The organism is Bacillota bacterium (genome assembly GCA_009711825.1).
Lineage (GTDB): Bacteria > Bacillota > Proteinivoracia > UBA4975 > VEMY01 > VEMY01.
Map to the genome: position 1 here is coordinate 24,346 of VEMY01000011.1, position 22,622 is coordinate 46,967.

Below are 22,622 nucleotides of genomic sequence, written 5' to 3' on the forward strand. Positions count from 1 at the left end.
TTACCCCCCCAATTTGGATACCAGCTCTTTAAACAGCAATCCCCGTTCTTCAAAGCTGCTAAAAGCATCCCAGCTGGCGCAGGCCGGGGACAAAAGAACACAGTCGCCTTCCCGGGCGTTTTCAGCGGCAATTGCAAATGCATCTGAAAGATCATCTGCCTGCTTGCATGCAGCAAATCCTGCGGCCTTCGCCTGTTGGCATAACTTGTAACCGGTGTCCCCAAATGTAACCATCAGTTTTACTTTATTCGCAAACTGGGCGGTCAATGCGTCAAAATCTGCTCCCTTGTCAAAACCGCCAGCCAATAGAATCACTTTGTCTTCAAAAGATCGAAGCGCAGTTATGGTCGAATCGGGATTGGTTGCCTTTGAATCGTTATAATACAAAACCCCTCCCACTTCCGCTACAAATTCCAACCGATGCTCGACGCCCCGAAAATCCTGCAAACCCTGACGGATCTGCTGAATAGTAACGCCACTTACCTTTGCCGCGGCAATGGCAGCCAAAGCATTGGCCTGATTATGAACTCCGGGCAAGTGTAGAGCGTTCAGAGGGGCAATCGGTTCCACCGCTCCCCGTTCCTCCCAACAGAACCAGCCCTCGCTAATATAAGCGTGAGCGCCGCGAGCAGAACTTAAACTGTAGCCAATGACCCGGCTGGCGCCAGTGGGCAGTGCGGAAAGAAATGGGTCATCAAGATTAAGCACTACATAATCTTCGCTGGTTTGGTTGCGCAACAGACGGGCCTTGGCCGCGATATAACTTTCCATGGTGCCATGCCGGTCCAAATGATCCGGTGTGATATTCGTATAAACAGCCACCCGGGGATGGAATTGATAACAATCTTCCAATTGAAAACTAGACGCCTCTACAGCAAGCAGCCAATCTTTTGACTTGCCCTGACTGATTTTGGTCAAAGGTAAACCGATGTTACCGCCCACAGCAACCGGCCGTCGGCCGTAGCCCAACAAGGTGCCGATGAGAGCAGTGGTGGTGGTTTTACCATTGGTCCCGGTAACGGCAACAACTTCTGCCTCTGTGAGCAGATAGGCCAGCTCTAATTCGCTAATAATCTCAATCCCCTGCCGACGTGCAGCATCCAGCAACGGAATACCGGGTGGAATGCCGGGATTTTTGACAATTAAATCAACCCCGTCCAACAAGGACAAAGGATGACTTCCCAATACAAGCCGAAGCTTGAGGTGTTTAAGCGCCCGTTGATCATCAACGGGCATTTTCTCCAGCGGCGCAATATCAGTAAGGGTCACCTGTGCTCCCTGTTGGAGCAACACTTCGGCCGCCGCAATTCCACTGCGGGCGGCCCCGACAACCAAGACTTGCCTCCCAATAAACATAGCCGCCTCCTGTCAGGTAATAAACCAGATTAATATAGCTAAGCCAGCGAATACCAGCTGAAACGACCAGAAGACCAGACAAATTTTCCACTCACTCCAGCCCAGAAGTTCAAAATGATGATGAAGCGGGCTCATCAAGAAAACCCTACGCCCAGTGAGCTTAAAGCTTGCTACCTGTATGATTACCGATAAGGTCACCAGCACGAAGACTCCGCCTAAAAGCACTAATAACAATTCGGTGCCGGTGAGAACAGCAATCGCGGCGATGGCGCCACCTATACCCAAGGCTCCGGTATCTCCCATAATCACACGGGCGGGATGCAGATTAAACACCAAATACCCTAAAATGCTGCCGGCCAGAAGCAGGGCAAATATACTTACATCGGTCTGCCCCTGGAGCGCGGCCAGCAACGCCTGGGCGGAGAGGACAATCACAGCGGTGCCACCGGCAAGACCATCCACGCCATCGGTAAGATTAACTGCATTCGATGTCCCGACAAAAACGACTGTAATAAAGAGGGGGTAAAAAAGACCCAACTCCAGAGCGCCCACTCCAGGTATGTTCACCACATGTTCAACACCCAGATTGCGCAGCGCCAGATAAACGAAGGCGACCACCAAGAATTGTCCACCGAGCTTAAATCTGGCCTTTAGCCCAAGCGACTGTTTGAGCACCACCTTTAAATAGTCATCGGCAAACCCAACGGCGGCAAAGCCTAGGGTTGCAAATAAAGCCACAAAACCTGCAGGTTCACGAGGCAAAAAAACGAAACCCAAAATTAATGCGACAAGCGCAAAAATTAGTCCGCCCATGGTTGGTGTTCCTGCCTTGGACAGGTGGGTGCGCGGTCCAACATCCCGAATAGTCTGGCCGATCTTCAAACGCCGCAAAAGTGGTATTATCAACCAACCCAAAAGTAAAGAAGCGACAAATGCAGAAATCAGTAATGTCAATTCAAGTGTCATTTTTGTCCTCCATTTTCCAGCAGAGCGACAAGGGTTTCCATTTGAATGCCGCGGGACCCCTTAAAAAGCACTACATCATCTGGCTTCAACATAGCCAACGCCGCGCTAGCGGCCCTGCTGTCGGTATATGTTTGAATCTGTCCGGCATCCAATCCTGCTGCCAGCGCACCGGTGGCCACAGTCTCGGACCAGTCGCCAACGGCAACAAGTAAATCTATGCCCAGATTTGCAGCAATTTGCCCCATTTGATAATGGCTGGTTTCTGTGGACGAGCCCAGCTCCAACATATCGCCGACAAAAGCTACATGACGCTTGCCTGGCTGCCGGAGTAAAACTTTAAACGCGGCCCGCACTGAATCAGGATTGGAATTATATGAGTCGTCAATTACTGTAAGTTCTCCCACATGTTTGATGTTCAGCCGACCGGCGGCGTTCCGGGCAGTTTCCAACCCCCGAACAATTGTCGCCGGCTCCATACCTAACTGAATGCCTACTGTAAATGCCGCCAGTGCGTTGAGGACATTGTGATCACCCGGCATGGGGACAGAGACGTCAATACACTTATCGTCCCAGAAAACAGTAAAATCGACCCCACGCGGGCCTTCCTTAACTTCTCCGGCCCGAAAGTTATTGCCGCGTCCAAATCCATAGGTCAAGGCTGTCCAATCTGAAGCCGTATCCAAGGCATAATCGCGTAGGAAAGGATCATCGCCATTGACGATTAAAATCTTTGGCTCGGTAAGATTGTGGGCCAGTTCCATCTTTGCCAGACGAATATTTTCCCGGGAGCCCAGCTTTTCCAGATGGGAGTCGCCAATATTTGTTATGACCCCGATTCCCGGCTGGCTGATCTCGCATAATCTGGCAATCTGGCCACGGGCATCCATACCCATTTCTAAAACAGCCACCTGATGCTTCTCGTCGAGATCTAACATACGCAAAGGCAAGCCGATTTCATTATTGTGATTTCCCAAAGTCTTTATGGTAGTAAATCCAGCCTCGACAACGGCTGCTATGAGTTCTTTGGTTGTAGTTTTGCCGCTGCTACCGGTGACCCCTATTGCCTGGAGCGCAAAGCGACGCCGCCACCAAGCGGCCAGCTCTTGCAGAGCAATCAATGTATTTTGTACATGAATAACTGCCAACCCTTCGGGGGCTTCGACTGCTTTTTCGACCAATGCCGCTACGGCGCCCCGGCCCAGGCAATCTTCCAGATAAAGGTGCCCATCAGTATTTTCTCCTTTAAAGGCGACAAACAAACTGCCGGGCGCCACTTTTCTACTGTCGATACATGCGCTGGTAACAGCAGCCAGGGGATCGCCGCCCATCAAGCGACCATTAACGACAGCAGCCAAAGTTGAAACCTGAATATTCACTATGCTCACCCTCACAACGTTTACTAACAAACATTAAAGCACCTGTTCATTATAATACATTTAGCCTCAGGCTGCATCAATGTTTATCCCGCATTGTTCCCGATTACAGTCCAGTTAATCAGGGTGGGCAAACTTCACCTGAATTTTTTCACCACTCTTTACCCGGGCCCCGGGCTGGGGAGATTGCTCCACAGCAATACCGCTGCCCAAAGCTTCCATTCGCAGGCTCAGCAACGCAAAGAGCTCGCCAGCTTCCCGCATGGACAGGCCCAGCACACTGGGCACAGTCACTTCATCTTCAGCCAGATCGCCGGCCCCACCGGTATAAATAACAATCGTCGTTTCAATGGGCACGGTTGCTCCCGGCTTTGGCGTCTGGGCAATTATCAATTCGCCATCGCCCTCAATGCGCAGATTGAACCCTTCCACCTCTAAACGTTCCTGTGCCTCTGGAATTGTCAAATTAACCAGATTGGGCACAACTGCCTGACTGGGGATTTCCGGACGCGGCAATTCAGTGTCGGGCGGTATATTCCAATAGCGCATCACTTCGGAGACAATATCCCTAAACACCGGCCCTGCCGTCTGACCGCCCCATTGGGGCCCCCGTGTCGGTTCATCAATCATAACGTATAATGCAATTTGCGGGTCTTCTGCCGGGGCGAAACCAACATAAGACATCATGTAACGACCGGCAAGGTAACCACCGTCGGGAGAGATCTTCTGGGCAGTGCCAGTTTTACCTGCCACCCGATAACCCTCCACAGCGGCAAAGCGACCTGAACCAACCCCCACACCGTCGGCAAGCACCGTCGTAACCTCGTACGCAGTGTCGGAAGAGATCACTTGCCTGATAACCTCCGGTTCTGTAGTTTGAACGACGTTTCCATCCTCATCCCGAAATTCTTTGGCCAGATACGGCCGCATAAGCTTACCGCCGTTGGCAACCGCCGCGGCAGCCATCACCTGCTGAATTGGCGTTACGGCGTTGCCCTGGCCAAATGCTGTTACGCCCAGATCCACATTGCTCATTGTATTTACATTAAACAAAATTCCCGTTGCTTCTCCATACAGATCAATGCCTGTTCGGGAACCAAATCCGAAACCGTGGATATAATTAAACAGCCGTTCCTTTCCCAATCGGAGGCCAAAGGACACAAAGCCCGGGTTACAGGAATTCCACACCACTTCCGGAATGGACTGGGACCCATGGCCGCTATGCCAGCAATGGAGCGTTGTTCCGGATACTGTTATACCGCCACTACAGAAATAACCATCATGTAAACTCACTTCATTTTCTTCCAGGGCGGCAGACATTGTGACAATTTTAAATGTGGAGCCGGGCTCAAAAGCATCGGCAATTAGCGGATTTCGCCAGCTGGAAGCGGGAAAGTCCCCGTAACGTTCAGGGTAAAAATCAGGCCGTGCCGCAAGGGCAAGCACTTCGCCTGTTTGAGGATTCACAGCCAAGACACCGGCCGCTTTGGGCGCAAACTCCTCCATGGCCTTATCCAATTCCCGCTCGGCAATATGCTGAATAACCTCATCGATTGTCAACACCAGGTCATATCCGTTTATGGGGTCCAGATATGCTTGAACACTGTCGGGTAGTTCACGGCCACGGGCATCTGACTCGAAAATTATATAACCGGGTTTGCCCTTCAGTTCCTCTTCATAATAAACCTCTATTCCTTCAAGCCCCTCGTCAACACCGGCGAATCCCAGGACATGACTGGCCAAATTGCCACGGGGGTAAAAACGTTTACTTTCAATCGTGGTTCTTATACCCGGTAACCGTAATTCCTTTACGGCCTGGGCAACTTCATCTTCTACCTTTCGCTTTAAAAAAACCTCAAACATATTCATTTCCATCCGGGAAATTAAAGACTCCTCGCTCATCTCCAAAATTGGCGCCAACAGACGCGCAGTTTCTTCAATGTCTCCCAAATCCGCAGGAATAGCCACAATTGACTCCGCTGTGGCGCTCCCGGCCAACAAATTGCCGTTGCGGTCAAAAATTCTTCCCCGTTGGGGCTGCACAGTAAGCCGCCTATTCCATTGCTCCACCGCCAACCCCTGCAATTCCGGCCCGCGAACAAATTGCAGCCAGCCCACGCGGCCTACCATCGACGTGAGAAAAAAAGCAAAGACTGCAAAGGAAACCAGCAGTCTTTTTCGGACCATTACATATGAGACCCTGTTCCCCACCATAAATCCCTCACTTTACTGATCCAAAAATTTGATTTGCTCCGGGCGCGGGTCATTTAATCCCATCTCGCTTCTGGCAATAGACTCGAGACGCTCTAAACTGGTCAATTGAGCAATTCGTATCTCCAAATGGTGCTGTTCATCAACCAGAGTGGATCGTATTTGCCGTAATTGACGAATTTCAAAATTGTTTTGTGTGATAACTCCGTATCGGTATACCACAAGTAATGCGAGGCCAACAATTATCAAGCTGGTAATTACTTTATACAGCAATTGTACATCCAGCTTATTTTTGGGCCGCACATGCCTTCGGGGCTGAGGTTGATGTCTTGGAAACTGTGGAACGTTTACATGTGCCCGTTTTGCTACTACCATGCTATTCACCCCCGATTTTCTTTAGAACTGAGCTTTTCGGCAACCCGCAGTTTGGCGCTTCTGGCCCGGGGATTTAACTCAATCTCCTGGGACTCTGGAACAACTGGTTTGCGATTTACAACCCGTACCACCGGCAAAGTTCCACAAACGCATACAGGTATCTCTTTGGGACAGCGGCAGGGCTCGGCCTGCTCCCGAAACAACCGTTTGACAATCCTGTCCTCTAAAGAATGGTAAGAAATCACGATAATTCTTCCACCCGGCGCCAGCAAATCTATTGCCGCCTCTAAACCGGCCGCTAAACTATCCAGCTCCCCATTAACTGCGATTCGCAAGGCCTGAAACACTCGCCGTCCAGGATGCCCACCTTTCCTGCGGGCTGCGGCAGGGATTGCCGCCTTAATTATTTCAACTAAATCGGCTGTGGTTACAATCTCCCGATTATTGCGCCTTTCCACAATAAATTGTGCGATTCGAGATGCCCAACGTTCCTCGCCAAATTCTCGAAAAATCCTGGTCAGCTCCTGTTGAGACCAATTATTGACTATTTCCCGGGCAGTTAAAGCAGAGTCTTGGTCCATGCGCATGTCCAGAGGAGCGCTATGCTGATAACTAAAACCCCGCTGGGCGCTGTCTAATTGCCAAGACGAAACACCAAGGTCAAACAAAAATGCATCAATTGGAGCTTGATAATCTGCCAACACCTGCCTCAAATCACCAAAATTACTTTTTACAAACTCAATATTATCAAATTGCTTGAGCCGGGCCTGGGCCGCTGCCAGGGCCTCGGAATCCTGATCAATTCCAATCACCCTTTCCGCGCTGGCAGCTTCCAAAATTGACAAGGTGTGACCGCCGCCGCCAAGGGTGCAGTCCACAACAGTTCGCATCGGCGTTTGTTTGATAAAAGAAATAACCTCGTCCTGCAGTACCGGTAAGTGGGAAAAATCAGCAGCCATTAAAAACCCTCCAGTTTTTCGGCCAATTCTTCAAATTTGTCCCCGGCATCAGAATTAAATTCCTCCCAACGTTCATGGGCCCAGATTTCTATACGGGTGGACACCCCTATGGTAACCACTTCCCGGTCTATTTTTGCATACTCGCGTAGAGAACAGGGTATTGAAACCCTGCCCTGTTTGTCACATTCACATTCAACCGCACCGGAAAACAGCATCCGACTGAAAGTTCGGGCATCTTTCTTGGCCAAAGGCAAGTCCCGCACTTCTTGTGCCAGTTTGGACCATTCTGACTGTTCGTACACGAACAAACAGCCGTCAAGGCCACGGGTGATAATAAATTTCTCACCCAGTTGTTCACGGAAACGGGCAGGCATAATTAAACGACCTTTGTCATCAATGCTATGTTGATATTCACCTAAAAACATGTGCCCACCCCCCACTGTCCACCACTTTCCACCACTTTACCTTTACTATTCTCCCCCCGCCTCCAAAATCCTGCTAACAACAAAAAAAAAACGACTTTTTAAGCCGTTTTAAGCTAAATATGAAAACTAAAATGATCGTATTGTTTACAGAACAACTTCCTCGGGCTGTGGTCTGGATAATGTCAGTAATTTTTCATCGCATTTGGGACATTGCTCAACCGCCGTCGTCGCTGTGTGTAGTCCTTGCAAACCACAATTCAAACATAAAAACTCCACCAGCTCTGGTTTCTGCACCGGAAACAGCCCCTTTCCGTTCGGTAAGTTGTAATTAGTTTTCTCCAAAAGTTCAATCCTCTATTATTAATTATTATTGAGGATGTCAATTTGCTCCTTTAAACTCAGGTCTTCTGAATCAATCAGACGGACTGTGACCTGGCCCGAGGCCAGTTGTTCCCGTTGGAAAGCCAATACCTGAGTGGTAGAACCTGTATTCATATACAGGCGCAGGGTGTTTTGCTGACGCTGGGCAATTGAAACTGTTCCACCTTGGACCCAAAGCACCAAATAGTCGTCATTCAGATACGGTTGGACAGCAGCATACTGCAAATCGCTACCGGTTGCAGCTTCCAAAGCGCCAGCATCAATAACTTCCATAAACACTGTCTTTACCGCCTTCTCCTCTTGCTGCAGCACAACATACTCGACCGGTACAGAATAGATGTATTCTTCTTCATAAGCCAGCGGAACACCCTTTTCGTCAACAAACACCACCTGCAAATCGCCTTCTGTGAAATGTTTCTTTGATATTGTTGCCATCTGATAGCCCGCATCGGCTTGGTTAATGTAAATATTTAGACGTTGGTCGCTATAACTAACCCGCTCAATTCGTCCATGCAAGACATGGATCCCCAAGTCATTAAAGTAATCGACCGGCACCAGGGTCTCCCGGGCAAGTCCCCACCCTTCAACTAGAATTTCCTCATCATAACTTATTCCGCCGGCAACGAAAAACTGAGGCAATGACTGATCTTCAACCTGGCTTTTCCATGTCGGATCTTGATAGACTACGGTAAATGGCAAATCTGCTTCCTGGCCCATGGTGGCGACCAAAAAGTTCGTGAACGAAACTAAGAGCCAAACGGCAAGAACAATACCCAGCAAAACAGCAAGTGTCCATAGCAAGCGCCTGTTTTTACTGAGGAACAACACCAGAAAAAAGTATTTCCCAGACATGTCTATTCCCTCCCCAGTGCAATTTTATTGCCCAGGAGTTTAAATTAGAACAAACAAAAGACAGGCCGCACGGCCTGCCCTAACTAATCAAATCGAGAATCTCGCTATTTTCAATTGGCCCGACATGCTGATGGTATTCGGCACCATCTGCATCTAAAAAGACATATGTCGGTGTATAGCGTATCTGATAGGCTTGAAAAATATCATTGCCATTTCTGTATACTGTGAGGTGCTCATATCCGGCCAGTACGCGCTCCATCCTGGACTGGGAATCGCGGTTGTTAACCAAGAGCAACTTAACGTCTTCCGGCAGTTGGGTAACCAGTTCATTCAACTCCGGCAATTTATCTACACAGGGGGGACAAGATGCCTGCCAGAAATAAAGGATATGCTTGCCGTTAAGATTTCGAAGGTCCAAGTCTGCAGAATCAATGAATTCAGGTAAGTCGCCGGTATTATCTGAAGTAGCGGCACATCCGGCGCTTACCGCCAAAGACATAAGCACAAATAGCAAAATAGCTTTCCGCATAAAGCCCCACCTCCTGTTTAGATAAACAAACCCTGGATAACCTGCCAGAGGTTAAAAAACAACAGTACGCCCATGATTAGCAAAACGACGCCAGCGATACGCTGAATCCAAAATGCCGCACGGCGTGATTTCACGCCAAACCCGTCAGTCCCAAAGACGAGACCGATTGCATAAAACGGTACTGCAAATCCCAAAGAGAAAACGAATAAAAGCAGCATGCCCTGATAAACTGTTTCCTGACTGCCGGCCAACATCAGTATCGAAGCAAGCATTATGCCGATACATGGAGTCCACCCCAAGGCCAGGGTAACACCGAACAGAAAGTAACCAATTTTACTCCGAGCAGGTCGGATATTTATTCCCAGGTGGTGGCTTAAGGCTTTAAACTGTAAAAAGCCCAACATTTGCAAGCCAAAAATAACCAGAACAATACCCGCCACCCTGATAAGGATTGGCTGAATATCAAATAACAACCTGCCGACAGCTGTGGCTCCTGCTCCCAGAGCCGTAAACACAAGCGAAAAACCCAAGGTGAAAAACAAAATGTTTATCGCCAATTGCTTTCGGGATTGGTTGCCTCCCCCACCCAAAAACGCCAGATACACCGGCAACAACGGCAACACACAAGGGGACAAAAACGCGATAATCCCAGCCAAAAAGGCCGCCGGTATGCTCATAAAGTATCATCTCCTATACCCCTAGTGGGTATAGTGTATCACTAAAGCTTAGACAGCGTCAAGACTTATTTGACGGAGTATCCCGCTTCAGTCACGGTTTGCTTAATTTCTTCTATCCGGCTGTCATCGTCAATCCTAATCTGGGCAGTATTGGCGGTCAAATCAATTTCCACCGATTCGACGCCATCCAATTGACCAATCGCGGTCTCCAAAGCCTGTTTGCAATGATTGCAGCTCATGCCCTCAATGTTTAAAGTAATTTCTTTCATTAGACTTCCCTCCGTCTTTTTGTGTAAACAAAATAGCCGATACCAATCAAAATAAAGGCAATACTAATTACCTGGGCAATCCTCAACGGCCCAAGCATCAGACTGTCTGTGCGCAATCCCTCAATAAAAAAACGGCCAATTGAGTAACCAATAAGATACATGGCAAAGACCCGGCCGGGCTGGGGCTGCTTGCGCAGATACCAGACCAGTATACCAAAAATCAGCAGATTCCACAGTGACTCATAGAGAAAGGTTGGATGCCTGTATTCTCCGGCAATATACATGGCCCAGGGAAGATCCGTTGGCGTTCCATATGCCTCCTGATTTACATAATTTGCCCACCGGCCGATTGCCTGACCTAAAATCAATGGTCCCGCTGCAATATCGACAAAGCGGAAGAAATCCATGTTTCGGCGGCGGCAAAACCAAAGGGCGACCAGTATGGCTGCCAGCACTGCTCCATGGATGGCGAGCCCGCCTTCCCATACGGCGATAATTCTTGCAGGGTCTGCCGCATAGGGCGCCCAGTTGAAGGCAACATAGTATAATCTGGCACCGATTAAAGCGACAGGCAAAACGTAAATTAGAAAATCCTCAAAAATCCCAGCAGGGTAGTCAAAGCGTTTGCCCAGTCGCCGCGCAACAAGCAAGCCAATGGCCACCGCGACAGCGATTATGATGCCGTACCAATGCACCCGCAATGGCCCCAGCTCAAAAGCAATCGGGTTAATTAGAATCGCCTCCAATGATTTCATATTTATAGCTTACTTTTGCTTTGGGTTCAATCATGTTAGATACTGAGCAATATTTGTCCAGGGATAATTCTATCGCCCGTTGAACCTTTGCGCTTTCCAGATCTCCGGAAAGCTTGTAGGTCACTTGCACCTCAGTAAAGTATCTTGGATGCTCATCCCGCCTGGTCCCTGCCACAGAAATCTTCAGACCTGAGATTGGCTGGCGCATTTTTTTTAAAGTAGAGAGCACATCGATGCCTGAACAGCCGCCAACGGCCATCAGCAACACTTCCATTGGCGAAGGACCGGACTCAATACCCGCGCCCAGGTCGATAGTAATACCCCGCTCATTAGTGGCTTCAAAAATATTGTCATTCTTTAGGGTCAAATTTACTTTCATTTACAATTCCTCCTTATTAAAACTATAAAATATTCCCGCTGCAAAAGGCCAATACTAACAACAGTTTATTTAAGGGGTGGTAATATGCTGGGCTTTCTTGTACCGCTATTGGTGGCTGCCGCCAGTGGTATGGCGATGACTTTTCAGGGGACCATCAATTCCGCGCTTTCAAAACGAATAGGTGTTGGACCGATGTCGCTGATAGTACATGTGGTCGGCACAATCCTCAGTTTATTTGTAGTCATTGCAGTCACCGGGTTTCCCAGATTGGAGGAGTTTAAAAACGTTCCCCTCTGGGCATATGCAGGTGGGATTCTCAACGTCGCTATTATCGGCGGTGTCGCCTATGCGATTGCCAGGACCGGCGCCACATTGGGAATCAGTGCAATTCTTATCGGTCAATTGACAACAGCGGTGGTCTTAGACCATCTGGGGATTTTTACATTGGAAAGAATCCCCATATCATGGGTTCGATTGGTGGGAGTTGCCTTAATGTTAATCGGCGCCCGGCTTACGATTAATAAATAATTGGTTCTTGCTTTTGCTGCTTGCTATTGTTATAATAAGTGATGTCGCTTACGACTGTCAAATGCGCCTATAGCTCAGAGGATAGAGCACCGGCCTCCGGAGCCGGGAGCCCAGGTTCGAGTCCTGGTAGGCGCACCATCTAGTTTTTTTCAACGCCAGTCGGCGTTTTTTTTGTTTCTCCCTTTTTGTAAACGTATAATTTGCCGTTGGTGTCGAGGACGGCATAGATAGTTTCATTAATTGTGCAATTTGCCTCTTTTATTAAACCCTGTTCCAGCCACTGCACGGTTTTGTCAGCCCTGGCCAAGTTTTCGGTCTGCAGTTCGCCATCAACAACTAAAGGCATCGGCAACCCCTCATAGCCGGGGTTGAGCCCTATATCCCGGGGCGTTACGGGTCGACGATCAGACTTAAGAATCACGCTCAATTTCCCATTTGTCTCCAATATTGCATATTCAACATCCTCAAGATTATGAATGCCCTGTTGTCGCAGCTGAGATATTAAATCATCAACAGCGTACCTGAGTCGCCGCATTTCCGCTTCGATGATCCGGCCTCGTTCGACAATAATACTGGGCGTGCCTTCAATAATCGCCTGTGCACGACGGCTTTTTAAGGTTATAAACGACAGGGTTATCTCCATCAGCACCAAAGTAGCAATTGGTAGCAAGCCATTAATTAACGGCTTGCTTGTGTCTTCCATGGGAATCGCCGCCAATTCGGCAATCATAATCGCCACAACCAAATCAAAGAGGGACAGCTGGCCTACTTCCCTTTTCCCCATTAGACGCATCATGAATAACACCGAAGAGTAGAGGACAACTGTCCGGAAAAACATAATTAAAATTTCTCTGCTCACAACATCACCGCCGCAGACATTTTAGTCTAAGTGTACCCACGCCGGCAGAAAAATAACCTAAGTCATAGGATTGGCGATTATGCACATACTAAGTCCAAACCCATAAGGAGGGCTGTGTATGTATAAGAGTAAATATGCCCGTTATCGTCCCCGTAAGGACATTGGTTTACGGTACAGTGATGAAGAATTCGCTGAAGAATTTGTCGAACCAATTCGTAAGGCAGAGTCAAAACGAAGTCCTTCCCGGCACACAAAACTAAGCCATGACATGGAGTTTTTCCCTGGAGAGTAGGCCCAACGCCTGCTCTTTTAATTTAATCGAGATAAATCGGATTCGTGTACACCCAGGGCCTTTCGGAATGTCCTATAAACGCCTCAACCCGGTATACTCCGGGACCGAGAGCGCAATAGTTTAACTCAGTTCCACGGCAACTAAGTATGCGCTCGCCATTGCGCAATAAATCCAACCTCGCTGGGGCAGGACTTTGAACCTGTAACTCCGCGCCAGCGGAGTTGAGTTTGTCGCCCATGGTGACTATGCGCTTACTGTTTGTGGCCCAAAAACGAAACCCTGACCCTGGAGCGAGATAGTCTGCCGCTATGTAAACACGGCCCCTGCGCAAAGCATTCAATAATAGCTCAGCGTCAGCTTGCGCCTCACCTGTCATTTGTTTTTCCGTCAACACATAATTATTCACCAGCTTCAAGAGCATTTTGTAGCCCAGGACCTCAATCGAAAACAGTCCTCGCCCAAGCCGGGGGCCATGAAGGTCACTGCCGGCAACAGCGGTTACGTGTCGCTTGCGGCACAACTGGTCCCAGCGCTCAAGCGCCAAGGGGCACGGGCCACTGGCGAAGGGTTGGTTGCGATTAAAGAGGTACATCCCTAAAGCCTGCGTCCAACCTTTAATAGCATCCCGCCACTGCGATGTGCAGTTCCAAATCTCCACTGCAACAGCCTCGATATCCCAATTCCGCCACGGGTAGTGACGGCCGCCGCTGACCAAAGGCGATCCTTTCTCAAACGGGTGGGCAATAATTCCCAGGCCACCCTGAGTAGCTACATGGTCAACAACTTCCTTGGCAGCCAACTGTTTACCATCTAAGGGCAAGGGGGCGCCATAGGCAAGGTAATGATTATGGGTGTCATTAAACTCCGTCCCCATTAAAACTAAAACCCGGCCAAAATATTTGTCGCAGTCATAAAACACGTGATGATCATTCAATCCCACAAAATCCAAATTTAACTTATCTGCAAGTTCAGCTATATTTTCCACAGCCAAACTACCATCTGATTGGCTGCTGTGAACATGCAAATTTCCCCTGTACTCAAACATACTGTTACTTCCCCGCGATGGCCAATCCGTTTATCAACAGGGACGGAGACCCGATCATACTACCGCCGGGCAATCCAAAATCCAAATCGTTGCCAACGGCCTCCACATTATGAAACATTTCCAGGAAATTACCGGCAACAGTAATTTGGTCCACAGGGGAAACAATCTCTCCTTTGTTGACCAGATAGCCATTTGCCGCCAGGGAGAAGTCTCCGGACACCGGGTTTGTTCCAGCATGTGTTCCCTGAAGTTCGGTAATAATCAATCCAGAGTCCAGGGTCTGAACCAATTGATCGAAACCTGCTCCGCCGTTTTGAAAAAACAGGTTGGTTGGCGCCACCGAGACCTCTGATTTGTACGAATGCTTGACTGCGTTGCCCGTCGACTCCACCTTGTCTCGTGCAGCAGATTTCAGGTTGTGTAAATAGGTCTCTAGGGTGCCGTCATTGACGATGGCTTTCCTTCGGGCTGCAACACCTTCTGCGTCAAAAGGCGTTGAGTACAGTCCGTCCGGCAATAACGGATCGTCAATAATCGTTATTTGAGAATTGGCTATTTGCCGGCCAAGCTTGCCCTTCAAAAGCGAAAAATTTTTGTGGACATTTTCGGCTGAAAAAATACCGGCAAAGGCGGCTAGAAGACTGGCTGCCGCTTGGTTACGTAGAATCACCGGATATGCGCCTGAAGCCACGGAGTTGGCCCCCAACTGACCGATTGCTTCTCCAACAGCTTCCTCCGCCAATGCATTGGCGTCCAGCGCAGCAAAATCCCGCTCCGATTTGAATTTAAACGCACTGCGGGTTTCACCCTGATCAACTACCACCACCGACAGCCAACAATAACAACCGTTTCCCTTTTGACTCAACTCTAGTCTCCGGCTGTTCACTAAACCTGTCTTGCTTTCCCCGTAGACGAAAGCACAATTGCTCACTGTCTTGACACGCTTATCGGCGGCCAGCGCCTTTGCTTCCAGCTCCCGGGTAAAATCAATTTGATCTTCTGTTGATACTGCGGCCAATTCCGGCGAATAACCGTCATACTGTGGATACTTTTCAGACCCGCCAAAGATCGGAGATTGTTCAGTTTCATCGATGATTAGCGCATTCGCCTTGGCGTCCTCCACAACCATGGACACAGCTTCTCCATCCAGAATCTCAGTAAATGCATAGCCCATCCGACCATTGAACAAACCCCGAAAAGAGTAGCCACCTGTATCAGCACGGGCAAAATCATCCACCTGACCTTGAAAAACTTTAATTTGAACTTGATTGGCGCTTTGATTATATAATTCCACTGCATCAAAGCCCTTATCTTTTGCCATTGCAAATGTCTTGTTTTTGAATTCGTCAAGCTTCATGCCGATCCCCTTTTCCCTTTCTGCCGCCAACCGTCATCTCTGAGACGCGCAGCATAGGTTGACCCACATTGGCTGGGATTGAACCGCTGGCAGCGCCGCACATTCCCTGACCCAGCGCAAGATTGTTTCCTACCATATCGATCTGCTTCAAAACCTCAGCACCGCGGCCGATTAAAGTAGCGCCCCGTACCGGTTCGGCGATTTTGCCATTTCGCACCATATATCCTTCATTTACAGCAAAATTAAATTCGCCGGTTGCCGGATTTACAGAACCGCCTCCCATGTAACGAGCATAGAGTCCATATTCAGTGTTGGCAATAATTTGCTCGGGCGTGGATTCACCAGCATCGATAAAAGTGTTGGACATGCGTGAGGTGGGGGCAAACTTGTAAGATTGGCGACGGCCGGAGCCTGTGGAATGCATGTTCATCCGTCTGCCATTGAGTTTGTCGACCATATATCCCCGCAAAATGCCTTTGTCAATTAATAATGTTCGCTGGGTTGGAGTGCCCTCATCGTCAACATTTTGCGACCCCCAGGCGTTGACAATTGTCCCGTCATCCCAGGCGGTTACCAGGGGCGATGCAATCTGTTCCCCCAGCTTGTCAGCAAATACTGAGGTTTTCTTGGCCACCGAACTGGCTTCAAGACCATGGCCACAAGCTTCATGAAATATAACACCGCCGAACTCATTGTCGATAATCACTGGGAACCGTCCGCTGGGGCACTGATCAGCCTGAATCATTGTCACGGCAATTCTAGCTGCCTCCCGAGCGTAATCACTGATATCAATCCTATCATAGAACTCCAAGCCCATATGGGCGCCCGGGCCGTAAAAGCCGGATTGCTTTTCCGATCCCTTTGCGGCAATCGCCTCAATTGCCATCCGTGTTCGTACCCTTCTGTCTTCCACAAAATCGCCGTCGGTGTTGGCAATCAGCACCTTCTGATCCTCGTCCATAAACCGTATACGAACCTGTTCAATCAGTTCGTTATAGGTCTTGGCTTCGTGATAGGCCGTGCGCATTAACTCAACCCGATAGCGTTGATCTTTGCTCTCTGGGTAGATTCTGATTGGATGCTGATTCTCAAACTCTCCGTGGCGAAACCTCACCGTGTCCGATGAATTCTGATTGTTTAAGGCCTGAGCTGCGTCCCTGGCAACCGTTAGCAGGTTCTCGCGCGTGACTTGGTTGGTGTAGGCGTAGACCGAGTTATAACCGGCAAATACCCGGATGCCGACGCCATACTCCCGTCCGGAAATGCCGGTTTCTACCTTTCCACCAACCAAACCCAATCTGGTACTGTACCGATCTTCCAAAAAAAATTCTCCATAATCGCCGCCGAAGCGCAGTGTTTCCGCCAATACATCGCCAACAAGATTCCTGTCCAGCAAATCACGACCTCCTATCCAGACTTTACATTGCTTCTGCGCTCAAAAACATCCAACAACCAGCCCGTTACTGGTCCCACTGAAAAGGCAGTTATTAGTGTACCCAAACGCAACGGAGTGCCCAAAAAAAGTCCGCCCACAACAAACATACAGTCCTGAAGCACCTTTGCCCGCCCCACAGGTAATTTGAGCCGTTTGCTAAGCACAAACATCATTGCCTCAACCGGCCCTTCCCCCAAGCCAGCGCGTACATAAGTGACAATCCCTGTGGAAAAAATTAAAATTCCGGACGCCAACACCAATATTTGCACCGGCAAACTGGCTGGTTCCGGCGCAATGCCTCGCGCCAAAAACAGGTCCAGGAACCAGCCCACCAGCAACATGCTCATAACTGTGGCCAGACCCGGCATTCTCCGCCCCCAAACGACATTCAGAATGATCAGACCCAAGCCTCCAATTTGGGCGACAACCCCCAGGGTCAGGGGCAGAAAACGTTGCAATCCCAACAAAAACACGCCCCATGGGTCAGGGCCCTCGGCTGCAATCAGCATAGCGAGTCCCAGCGCCAGCAGGGCTAACCCGAAAACTGCCTGCATCAATCTCCAAATATACTTAATTGTCTGCATAGCGCTCGAGTCTCTCTACATCAGTTATGGTAATCTTTCTGCTCTCACTGACAATTAAACCCTCAGTCCGTAAACCACTGATAACTCTGCTCACTGTTTCCCGGGTAAATCCCAATAGGGCTGCGAGACGGCCATGGGTTAACTCGGTGTCTATTATTATACCCTCGGGGACCGGTTTACCATGCTTAACCGCAAGTTCCAGCAGCAAACGGGCGACACGCTCATTAGCGCCGGCGAAAGCCCAGGCCTTTAATTTCTCCTGGGCCGAACGCAGACGTTCACTGAGGACCTGGATTATGTAGAGCGCCAGCGACGGCTGTTCTAAAATCAGATCCGTTACCCCCGCCACGCTTATAAAATAAACTTCCGTTGATTCCAAGGCCTCAGCGGTGGCTGGATAAGGAGCATCAGAAAAAAGAACAGCCTCGGCCAACACTTCGCCGCGGCCAAATATCTGTAATATATGGTGTTTGCCTTCAATACTGGTTTTACTCATCTGTACGCTACCCCGGAGAATATAGAACAACCCCCGAGCGGGTTCCCCTTCGATAAATAGCAATTCGCCTTTTTTGTAAGTCTTGGGCTCCACCAACGCTGCAAGCTGTTTCACCTGCTCCAGGGGTATGTTGGAAAAGAGCTTTATATTCTTTAATTCGGATAAAATTTCAATCACTCCCGTTGGTATTTCCTGTTCCCTGCTTATTAACCAATGATTCCAACTCCCGCAAAAAATTGCCGACATCGCTAAATTGTCGGTACACAGAAGCAAATCGGACGTAGGCGACCTCATCTATCGTTCGGAGCCTGTCCATCACAAGTTCACCAATTTGCTGGCTGGTTACTTCCCGTTCCAGCTGATTACGTATTTCTTTTTCTACATTGTCAACCAAGTGTTCCAGGGTCTCAACAGATACCGGTCTTTTTTCACAGGCTTTGATGAGGCCGCGCAGTAATTTGCCGCCGTCAAAAATCTCCCTGGCCCCATTCTTCTTCACAACTATGATGGGCATCTTTTCTACCCGTTCGTAAGTAGTAAAGCGATTTTGGCAGTGCAGACACTCCCGACGTCTGCGAATCTCAGCGTCATCTTCAGTGCGCCGGGAGTCCACCACCTTGCTTTCTAGAAAATTGCAATACGGACAACGCAATTTAACTCCCCCTTATCTCCACAACCAAAGCCCTGTATCGCGGTCATGTTGACGCACCAAACTGCCACCGGCAAGAACGGTAATCCTCGTTTCTGCCACAAGAATTTTAGTTCCCGGCAGAACATGCCCGCCGCGGAGTTCGCCCTTTTCGTCACCTAGCACTATATGCAAATGGGCAAAGGGTTTACCGTCTTTAATGCTGATATTACCCACCGCTGAAATAATTTCCAGCTCGCCAGCGAGCTTTTTCTCGATATATTCCTGGCTCTTTGAATCATAGTACCCGAAAGTCGCCCCGTCGGCGAACCCGATTAACTGCACATCAGCAGCTTCGATATTTTCCCGGACCGCCAAGCTCTCCAATTCTGACAAGAGATCGCCTCCCGCCGGCAACAGTCCGACCAAAACCCTTTCAATATTAAAACTATACATAGCTTTACCTCCGAGTTTATTAAATTTTTTACTGAATTATATTAATTGTTTCCACCACTTGCGTCTTAAATCCGCCGGTCGAGCAGTTTTGGAGTGCAAGGACAAAATACCTGTCAATACCTCCAACCGTTCCTTCCAATTGGCCGGCAGTTCCCCAGTTGCACAATACCCTTGGAGGAAGTATTCCCAGAAAAAAAGTTCTTCTAAACCAATACTTCCGGGGTTAAGCCGCGCCAAGTCCCATAGGGGATCAAAGATCATCGCTCGGGAAAAATCCATGAAAAATAAAGCGCCGTCAGCCAAATTAACTTGCGGCCATTGACGAAAATTGAGCACCAAAGCACCACCGCTTTCAGTCCACAAACTACTGATAATCTCACTCACTTCGCGCTTGCGTCCGCCGTTCATACTCATATTATTTAGGTGATGTAACATTGCAGCCACAGATGGTTTAGTGTTGCTGCCCAACAGGCCAATCCGTTCTTCACGAATTGAATGACCCATCCCAATTGCAGCCCCCAGGCGGCGAATCAACTGAATTTTTTCCGCCCGCGACCCTTCGAGCAGACGGGGTTGATAGGGCTGCAGTCGCATGTGATTTGCCATCAAAACATTGAAACCACGTAGGCGAAACTCTTTACAGATGCTGGGCGCGATGCCCAAATGACCAACTTTTGCCAAGGCTGCCCGCTGTCTAGAGATTGTCGGAACATGTGGGGAAACAAAGTATGTATGCAGCGGTTTCTCGAATATTGTCATGGTGGCGGTACGAATTTCCGCCTTGTTCCTCCGTAAAATCAATGGCAGCTTCACTGTCGTTACCTCCAAACACACAAGCTCAGTTAGTATATATTCGCTTTTCGGAAAACCTTTCCCTCCCCGAAGCAGGAATTATTTACTCCTGAGCTACCAATACTAGGGTTGCAAAGGAGCTGATGAAAATGTCAGATATCCAGACTGCTCTGGATCGAATCCCCTGCCCCGTGGGAGTTGTGCTGCAGCCACCAGAAGTCATCACAGTATCCTGGTTTACTCAAATTTCACGCACCCCGCCGTTAATTGCTCTAAGTATTGCTCCCCAAACATCGGTCACACCGTCTTTAGCCGCCAAAAAAAAGTTCACCTTGGCCATATTAAGGGGTGACCAAGAAACTGTGGCGAGAACTTGCGGACATCATCAAACCCGGGAACCTGATAAAATCAAGGCCGCCGGGTTGGAAATAGTAAATAGTGAAGCATTGACAACACCTTGGATAAAAAATGCCTTGCTCAACTTGGAATGCAAAGTTATCGAAGAGAATCTACATGGCGACCATGTGCTATACGTGGCGGAAGTGACTGGGGCAGTAGCTTCCGAACAAAAGCACAGACCACTGGTCTTTGTGGACCGAGACTTAATATCCCTATAAAGTCGCACATTTAAGACCCTGCTCACGCAGGGTCTTAGTGCTTCCATTGCTGCCCCTAACAACGTCTACATATTTAATTTAGTTTTGATTCTGTCAAATACCTCCGAGAACTCAGATCTGAGCTGTAACTGGCCGACATCGGCTTCTTGCCGGAGGTCAGGTCGCAACGGCAATTGACCCAGGACTTCGGTATTTAAATCTTTGGCCATCTTCGCTCCCCCTCCGGCCCCGAACAGTTCATGCCGATGTCCGCAGTCCTCGCATTCAAACCAGGACATGTTTTCTACAACACCCAATACACTGGCATTCATCTTCTCAGCCATCACCGCGACCCGGGCAGCAACTTCCGCCGCGGCCGGTTGCGGAGTTGTTACAACCAGGATATGTGTTTTAGGAAAACGTTGCAAAACATTGAGGGGCATATCACCGGTGCCCGGAGGCAGATCCAGCAATAACAAATCCACATCGCCCCAGGTAAAATCATTAACAAATTGGTTCAGAGCTTGACTGTACAAGGGTGAACGCCAGATCACCGGATTATCTTCAACAAAATACCCCATGGAGACAATCTTTACCCCGCCTGCTTCCCCGGGAAACAGATTCTCATTTTCATCATAATATGGTTGCGTATCGGCGCCCATAATTTGAGGAATACTGTAGCCGTGCAAATCAGCATCAATAATGCCGGCACTGTGTCCGGCTGCTACAGCTGCCAAGCCGAGACTGGCAGTAACTGTGCTTTTGCCTACCCCGCCTTTGCCGCTGGCAATTGCTAACATGTGTTTGAAACTCATGTTCTCAACCTCCTGTCATCATCTGTATATAGCATGTGACAATTGCTTAATTTTCACCCTTTTTTTTGTACAGGGCATAACAAGCAAGTGTGGAAGCCAATAAGACACCAAAATGAATCGCAAGTATCTTCACAGCGGACTCAAAGAAAAACACTTCCGGCAGCATGCGGATCATCAGCGATGACCACGGTAACAGCCACAAATCATTGTCAAAGAGCAGCAAATGAAACCAAGTAAAAGCTTGGTTAAAATCTATAAACATCAATGCCAGAAGCACCAACAACAAACCAGCATTGATTAAAAAGGCCGTGAGCACTCCCTTAAAAATCCTTCTCTCGCGGTGTCGCCCGGCAAATAACCAGATGGAAAGCGGCAGGAGCGCAAGCACACTGAAATTTCGCACCTGACGCCCGGCGTTAAACAAATCCTTTACGTCTACCATATGCAGTTGTTCACGTTCTCCGTAAACATAGCGCAGTTCACCATCAACAACTGCCTGGGGATTAAGGACATCCTGACGGTTCCGCAGATAGTTAATAATCTCCCGTGTAACATGCTCGAGATTTTCCATATCCATTCCGGTGGCTTCAACCACCTGGTGCCGCTCATAGGCGCTCAAATAATGATTGATGTTAAAAGCCACCAATTCCACCGCAGTTAACAGCACTGTCAGCGACAAAAAGATTGCAAATAATAAAAGACCAATTTTGGTTTTTAACATACCTTGTTTCTCCTCCCCGCATCATGTCACTGGACATCCAAGTCGTCTAGCACCAAAAACAGTTCCTGGCGTACTGCGCGCAGGTCTTTTAGATGTTTAGCGCCAAGGGTACTGTCAAAGTCAGTATTAAGTCCAGCAAGCCAGCTGTCAAGCGCTTCTATCTGTGTAAACAAGGCAGCATGGGCAGAACGCAAATTAGAATCCACGTCTTCAGGGAGTTCGATTGTCAACGCCTCTTCGATATAATGCCGGGCAATTTCAGCATAACTCAAGGCGTCGTCGATGGAATCTGCTTTGACAGCTAAATCCAGATATGATTCAGTCTGCACGCATGTTTCCAACAATCCGGTTCGATATCGTTCCAAAGAGTCCAGGGGCGAACAAGCGGCCACCAATATAAGCAAAATACTCAAAATCATTGCGGGGAACACCCTGCGCAGCATATTCATCACCTCGTCTGATAGTTTCGGCATGAGCAGGAGCTATACCTGCCACTAAAATGGTATAGCAT

General features: G+C 48.9%; 27 protein-coding genes and 1 tRNA gene. 3 read left to right on the top strand and 25 right to left on the bottom strand.

Annotated elements, in window-relative coordinates:
* From FH749_06010 to FH749_06070, 13 genes are all read right to left on the bottom strand, one after another.
* Positions 1-1,356, bottom strand: a complete 1,356-nt coding sequence (locus FH749_06010; GenBank protein MTI95032.1) for a UDP-N-acetylmuramoyl-L-alanine--D-glutamate ligase — start codon at positions 1,354-1,356, stop codon at positions 1-3.
* A 12-nt stretch (positions 1,357-1,368) separates the two neighbouring features.
* Complete coding sequence (locus tag FH749_06015) at positions 1,369-2,322, bottom strand: phospho-N-acetylmuramoyl-pentapeptide-transferase (GenBank protein ID MTI95033.1); 954 nt, start codon at positions 2,320-2,322, stop codon at positions 1,369-1,371.
* The gene (locus FH749_06020; protein MTI95034.1) at positions 2,319-3,698 is read right to left on the bottom strand and encodes a UDP-N-acetylmuramoyl-tripeptide--D-alanyl-D-alanine ligase; all 1,380 of its coding nucleotides are present in this window, start codon (positions 3,696-3,698) and stop codon (positions 2,319-2,321) included. The genes FH749_06015 and FH749_06020 overlap by 4 nt, the downstream gene beginning before the upstream one ends.
* Positions 3,699-3,812: 114 nt before the next feature.
* The gene (locus tag FH749_06025; protein MTI95035.1) at positions 3,813-5,909 is read right to left on the bottom strand and encodes a PASTA domain-containing protein; all 2,097 of its coding nucleotides are present in this window, start codon (positions 5,907-5,909) and stop codon (positions 3,813-3,815) included.
* 12 nt (positions 5,910-5,921) lie between these two features.
* On the bottom strand, positions 5,922-6,281 hold the full coding sequence (locus tag FH749_06030) for a hypothetical protein (protein MTI95036.1): 360 nt from the start codon (positions 6,279-6,281) through the stop codon (positions 5,922-5,924).
* Positions 6,282-6,286: 5 nt separating this feature from the next.
* Positions 6,287-7,240 carry a 16S rRNA (cytosine(1402)-N(4))-methyltransferase RsmH gene (rsmH, locus tag FH749_06035; GenBank protein ID MTI95037.1) on the bottom strand — a complete coding sequence of 318 codons (954 nt, stop codon included), beginning with the start codon at positions 7,238-7,240 and terminating at the stop codon, positions 6,287-6,289.
* Positions 7,240-7,665 (bottom strand): division/cell wall cluster transcriptional repressor MraZ, encoded by a 426-nt coding sequence (gene mraZ, locus FH749_06040; GenBank protein MTI95038.1) that lies wholly within the window; start codon positions 7,663-7,665, stop codon positions 7,240-7,242. The genes rsmH and mraZ overlap by 1 nt, the downstream gene beginning before the upstream one ends.
* A gap of 360 nt (positions 7,666-8,025) precedes the next feature.
* The gene (locus FH749_06045; GenBank protein ID MTI95039.1) at positions 8,026-8,898 is read right to left on the bottom strand and encodes a hypothetical protein; all 873 of its coding nucleotides are present in this window, start codon (positions 8,896-8,898) and stop codon (positions 8,026-8,028) included.
* Between the two features lie 79 nt (positions 8,899-8,977).
* Complete coding sequence (locus tag FH749_06050) at positions 8,978-9,427, bottom strand: TlpA family protein disulfide reductase (protein ID MTI95040.1); 450 nt, start codon at positions 9,425-9,427, stop codon at positions 8,978-8,980.
* A gap of 17 nt (positions 9,428-9,444) precedes the next feature.
* Positions 9,445-10,104 carry a cytochrome c biogenesis protein CcdA gene (locus FH749_06055; protein MTI95041.1) on the bottom strand — a complete coding sequence of 220 codons (660 nt, stop codon included), beginning with the start codon at positions 10,102-10,104 and terminating at the stop codon, positions 9,445-9,447.
* Positions 10,105-10,169: 65 nt separating this feature from the next.
* Positions 10,170-10,373, bottom strand: coding sequence for a heavy-metal-associated domain-containing protein (locus FH749_06060; GenBank protein MTI95042.1), 204 nt, complete (start codon positions 10,371-10,373; stop codon positions 10,170-10,172).
* Entirely contained in the window at positions 10,373-11,104 is a 732-nt protein-coding gene (locus tag FH749_06065; GenBank protein ID MTI95043.1) for a prolipoprotein diacylglyceryl transferase, read from the bottom strand. The genes FH749_06060 and FH749_06065 overlap by 1 nt, the downstream gene beginning before the upstream one ends.
* On the bottom strand, positions 11,100-11,507 hold the full coding sequence (locus FH749_06070) for an OsmC family protein (protein MTI95044.1): 408 nt from the start codon (positions 11,505-11,507) through the stop codon (positions 11,100-11,102). Before FH749_06070 ends, FH749_06065 begins: the two co-directional genes overlap by 5 nt.
* An 84-nt stretch (positions 11,508-11,591) precedes the next feature.
* On the opposite strand from FH749_06070, the gene FH749_06075 reads away from it, so the two are divergent.
* Positions 11,592-12,035, top strand: a complete 444-nt coding sequence (locus FH749_06075) for a DMT family transporter (GenBank protein MTI95045.1) — start codon at positions 11,592-11,594, stop codon at positions 12,033-12,035.
* Between the two features lie 63 nt (positions 12,036-12,098).
* Positions 12,099-12,173: transfer RNA gene (locus FH749_06080), tRNA-Arg, on the top strand.
* A gap of 1 nt (position 12,174) precedes the next feature.
* Here the strand turns inward: FH749_06080 and FH749_06085 are convergent.
* From FH749_06085 to FH749_06125, 9 genes are all read right to left on the bottom strand, one after another.
* Positions 12,175-12,882, bottom strand: coding sequence for a DUF421 domain-containing protein (locus tag FH749_06085; protein ID MTI95046.1), 708 nt, complete (start codon positions 12,880-12,882; stop codon positions 12,175-12,177).
* A gap of 326 nt (positions 12,883-13,208) precedes the next feature.
* A complete protein-coding gene (locus FH749_06090; protein MTI95047.1) occupies positions 13,209-14,231 on the bottom strand; it encodes a hypothetical protein in 1,023 nt (340 codons plus the stop codon).
* A gap of 4 nt (positions 14,232-14,235) precedes the next feature.
* Complete coding sequence (locus FH749_06095) at positions 14,236-15,588, bottom strand: TldD/PmbA family protein (GenBank protein MTI95048.1); 1,353 nt, start codon at positions 15,586-15,588, stop codon at positions 14,236-14,238.
* Complete coding sequence (locus FH749_06100; GenBank protein MTI95049.1) at positions 15,578-16,984, bottom strand: TldD/PmbA family protein; 1,407 nt, start codon at positions 16,982-16,984, stop codon at positions 15,578-15,580. Before FH749_06100 ends, FH749_06095 begins: the two co-directional genes overlap by 11 nt.
* A gap of 11 nt (positions 16,985-16,995) precedes the next feature.
* Positions 16,996-17,607, bottom strand: coding sequence for a hypothetical protein (locus FH749_06105; GenBank protein MTI95050.1), 612 nt, complete (start codon positions 17,605-17,607; stop codon positions 16,996-16,998).
* Entirely contained in the window at positions 17,594-18,397 is an 804-nt protein-coding gene (locus FH749_06110; protein MTI95051.1) for a Crp/Fnr family transcriptional regulator, read from the bottom strand. The genes FH749_06105 and FH749_06110 overlap by 14 nt, the downstream gene beginning before the upstream one ends.
* The gene (gene nrdR, locus FH749_06115; protein MTI95052.1) at positions 18,273-18,755 is read right to left on the bottom strand and encodes a transcriptional repressor NrdR; all 483 of its coding nucleotides are present in this window, start codon (positions 18,753-18,755) and stop codon (positions 18,273-18,275) included. The genes FH749_06110 and nrdR overlap by 125 nt, the downstream gene beginning before the upstream one ends.
* A 12-nt stretch (positions 18,756-18,767) precedes the next feature.
* The gene (locus FH749_06120) at positions 18,768-19,187 is read right to left on the bottom strand and encodes a DUF296 domain-containing protein (GenBank protein ID MTI95053.1); all 420 of its coding nucleotides are present in this window, start codon (positions 19,185-19,187) and stop codon (positions 18,768-18,770) included.
* Positions 19,188-19,223: 36 nt separating this feature from the next.
* On the bottom strand, positions 19,224-20,000 hold the full coding sequence (locus tag FH749_06125; protein MTI95054.1) for a hypothetical protein: 777 nt from the start codon (positions 19,998-20,000) through the stop codon (positions 19,224-19,226).
* 122 nt (positions 20,001-20,122) lie between these two features.
* Between FH749_06125 and FH749_06130 the strand changes: the two genes are divergently transcribed.
* Positions 20,123-20,596, top strand: coding sequence for a flavin reductase (locus FH749_06130; GenBank protein ID MTI95055.1), 474 nt, complete (start codon positions 20,123-20,125; stop codon positions 20,594-20,596).
* A gap of 65 nt (positions 20,597-20,661) precedes the next feature.
* On the opposite strand, the gene FH749_06135 is transcribed toward FH749_06130, so the two are convergent.
* The 3 genes from FH749_06135 to FH749_06145 are packed head-to-tail and all read right to left on the bottom strand — an operon-like array spanning position 20,662 to position 22,584.
* Positions 20,662-21,390, bottom strand: coding sequence for an Mrp/NBP35 family ATP-binding protein (locus FH749_06135; protein ID MTI95056.1), 729 nt, complete (start codon positions 21,388-21,390; stop codon positions 20,662-20,664).
* 46 nt (positions 21,391-21,436) lie between these two features.
* Positions 21,437-22,111 (bottom strand): TIGR01906 family membrane protein, encoded by a 675-nt coding sequence (locus FH749_06140; protein ID MTI95057.1) that lies wholly within the window; start codon positions 22,109-22,111, stop codon positions 21,437-21,439.
* A 26-nt stretch (positions 22,112-22,137) separates the two neighbouring features.
* A complete protein-coding gene (locus FH749_06145) occupies positions 22,138-22,584 on the bottom strand; it encodes a hypothetical protein (protein ID MTI95058.1) in 447 nt (148 codons plus the stop codon).
* Positions 22,585-22,622: the final 38 nt, after the last annotated feature.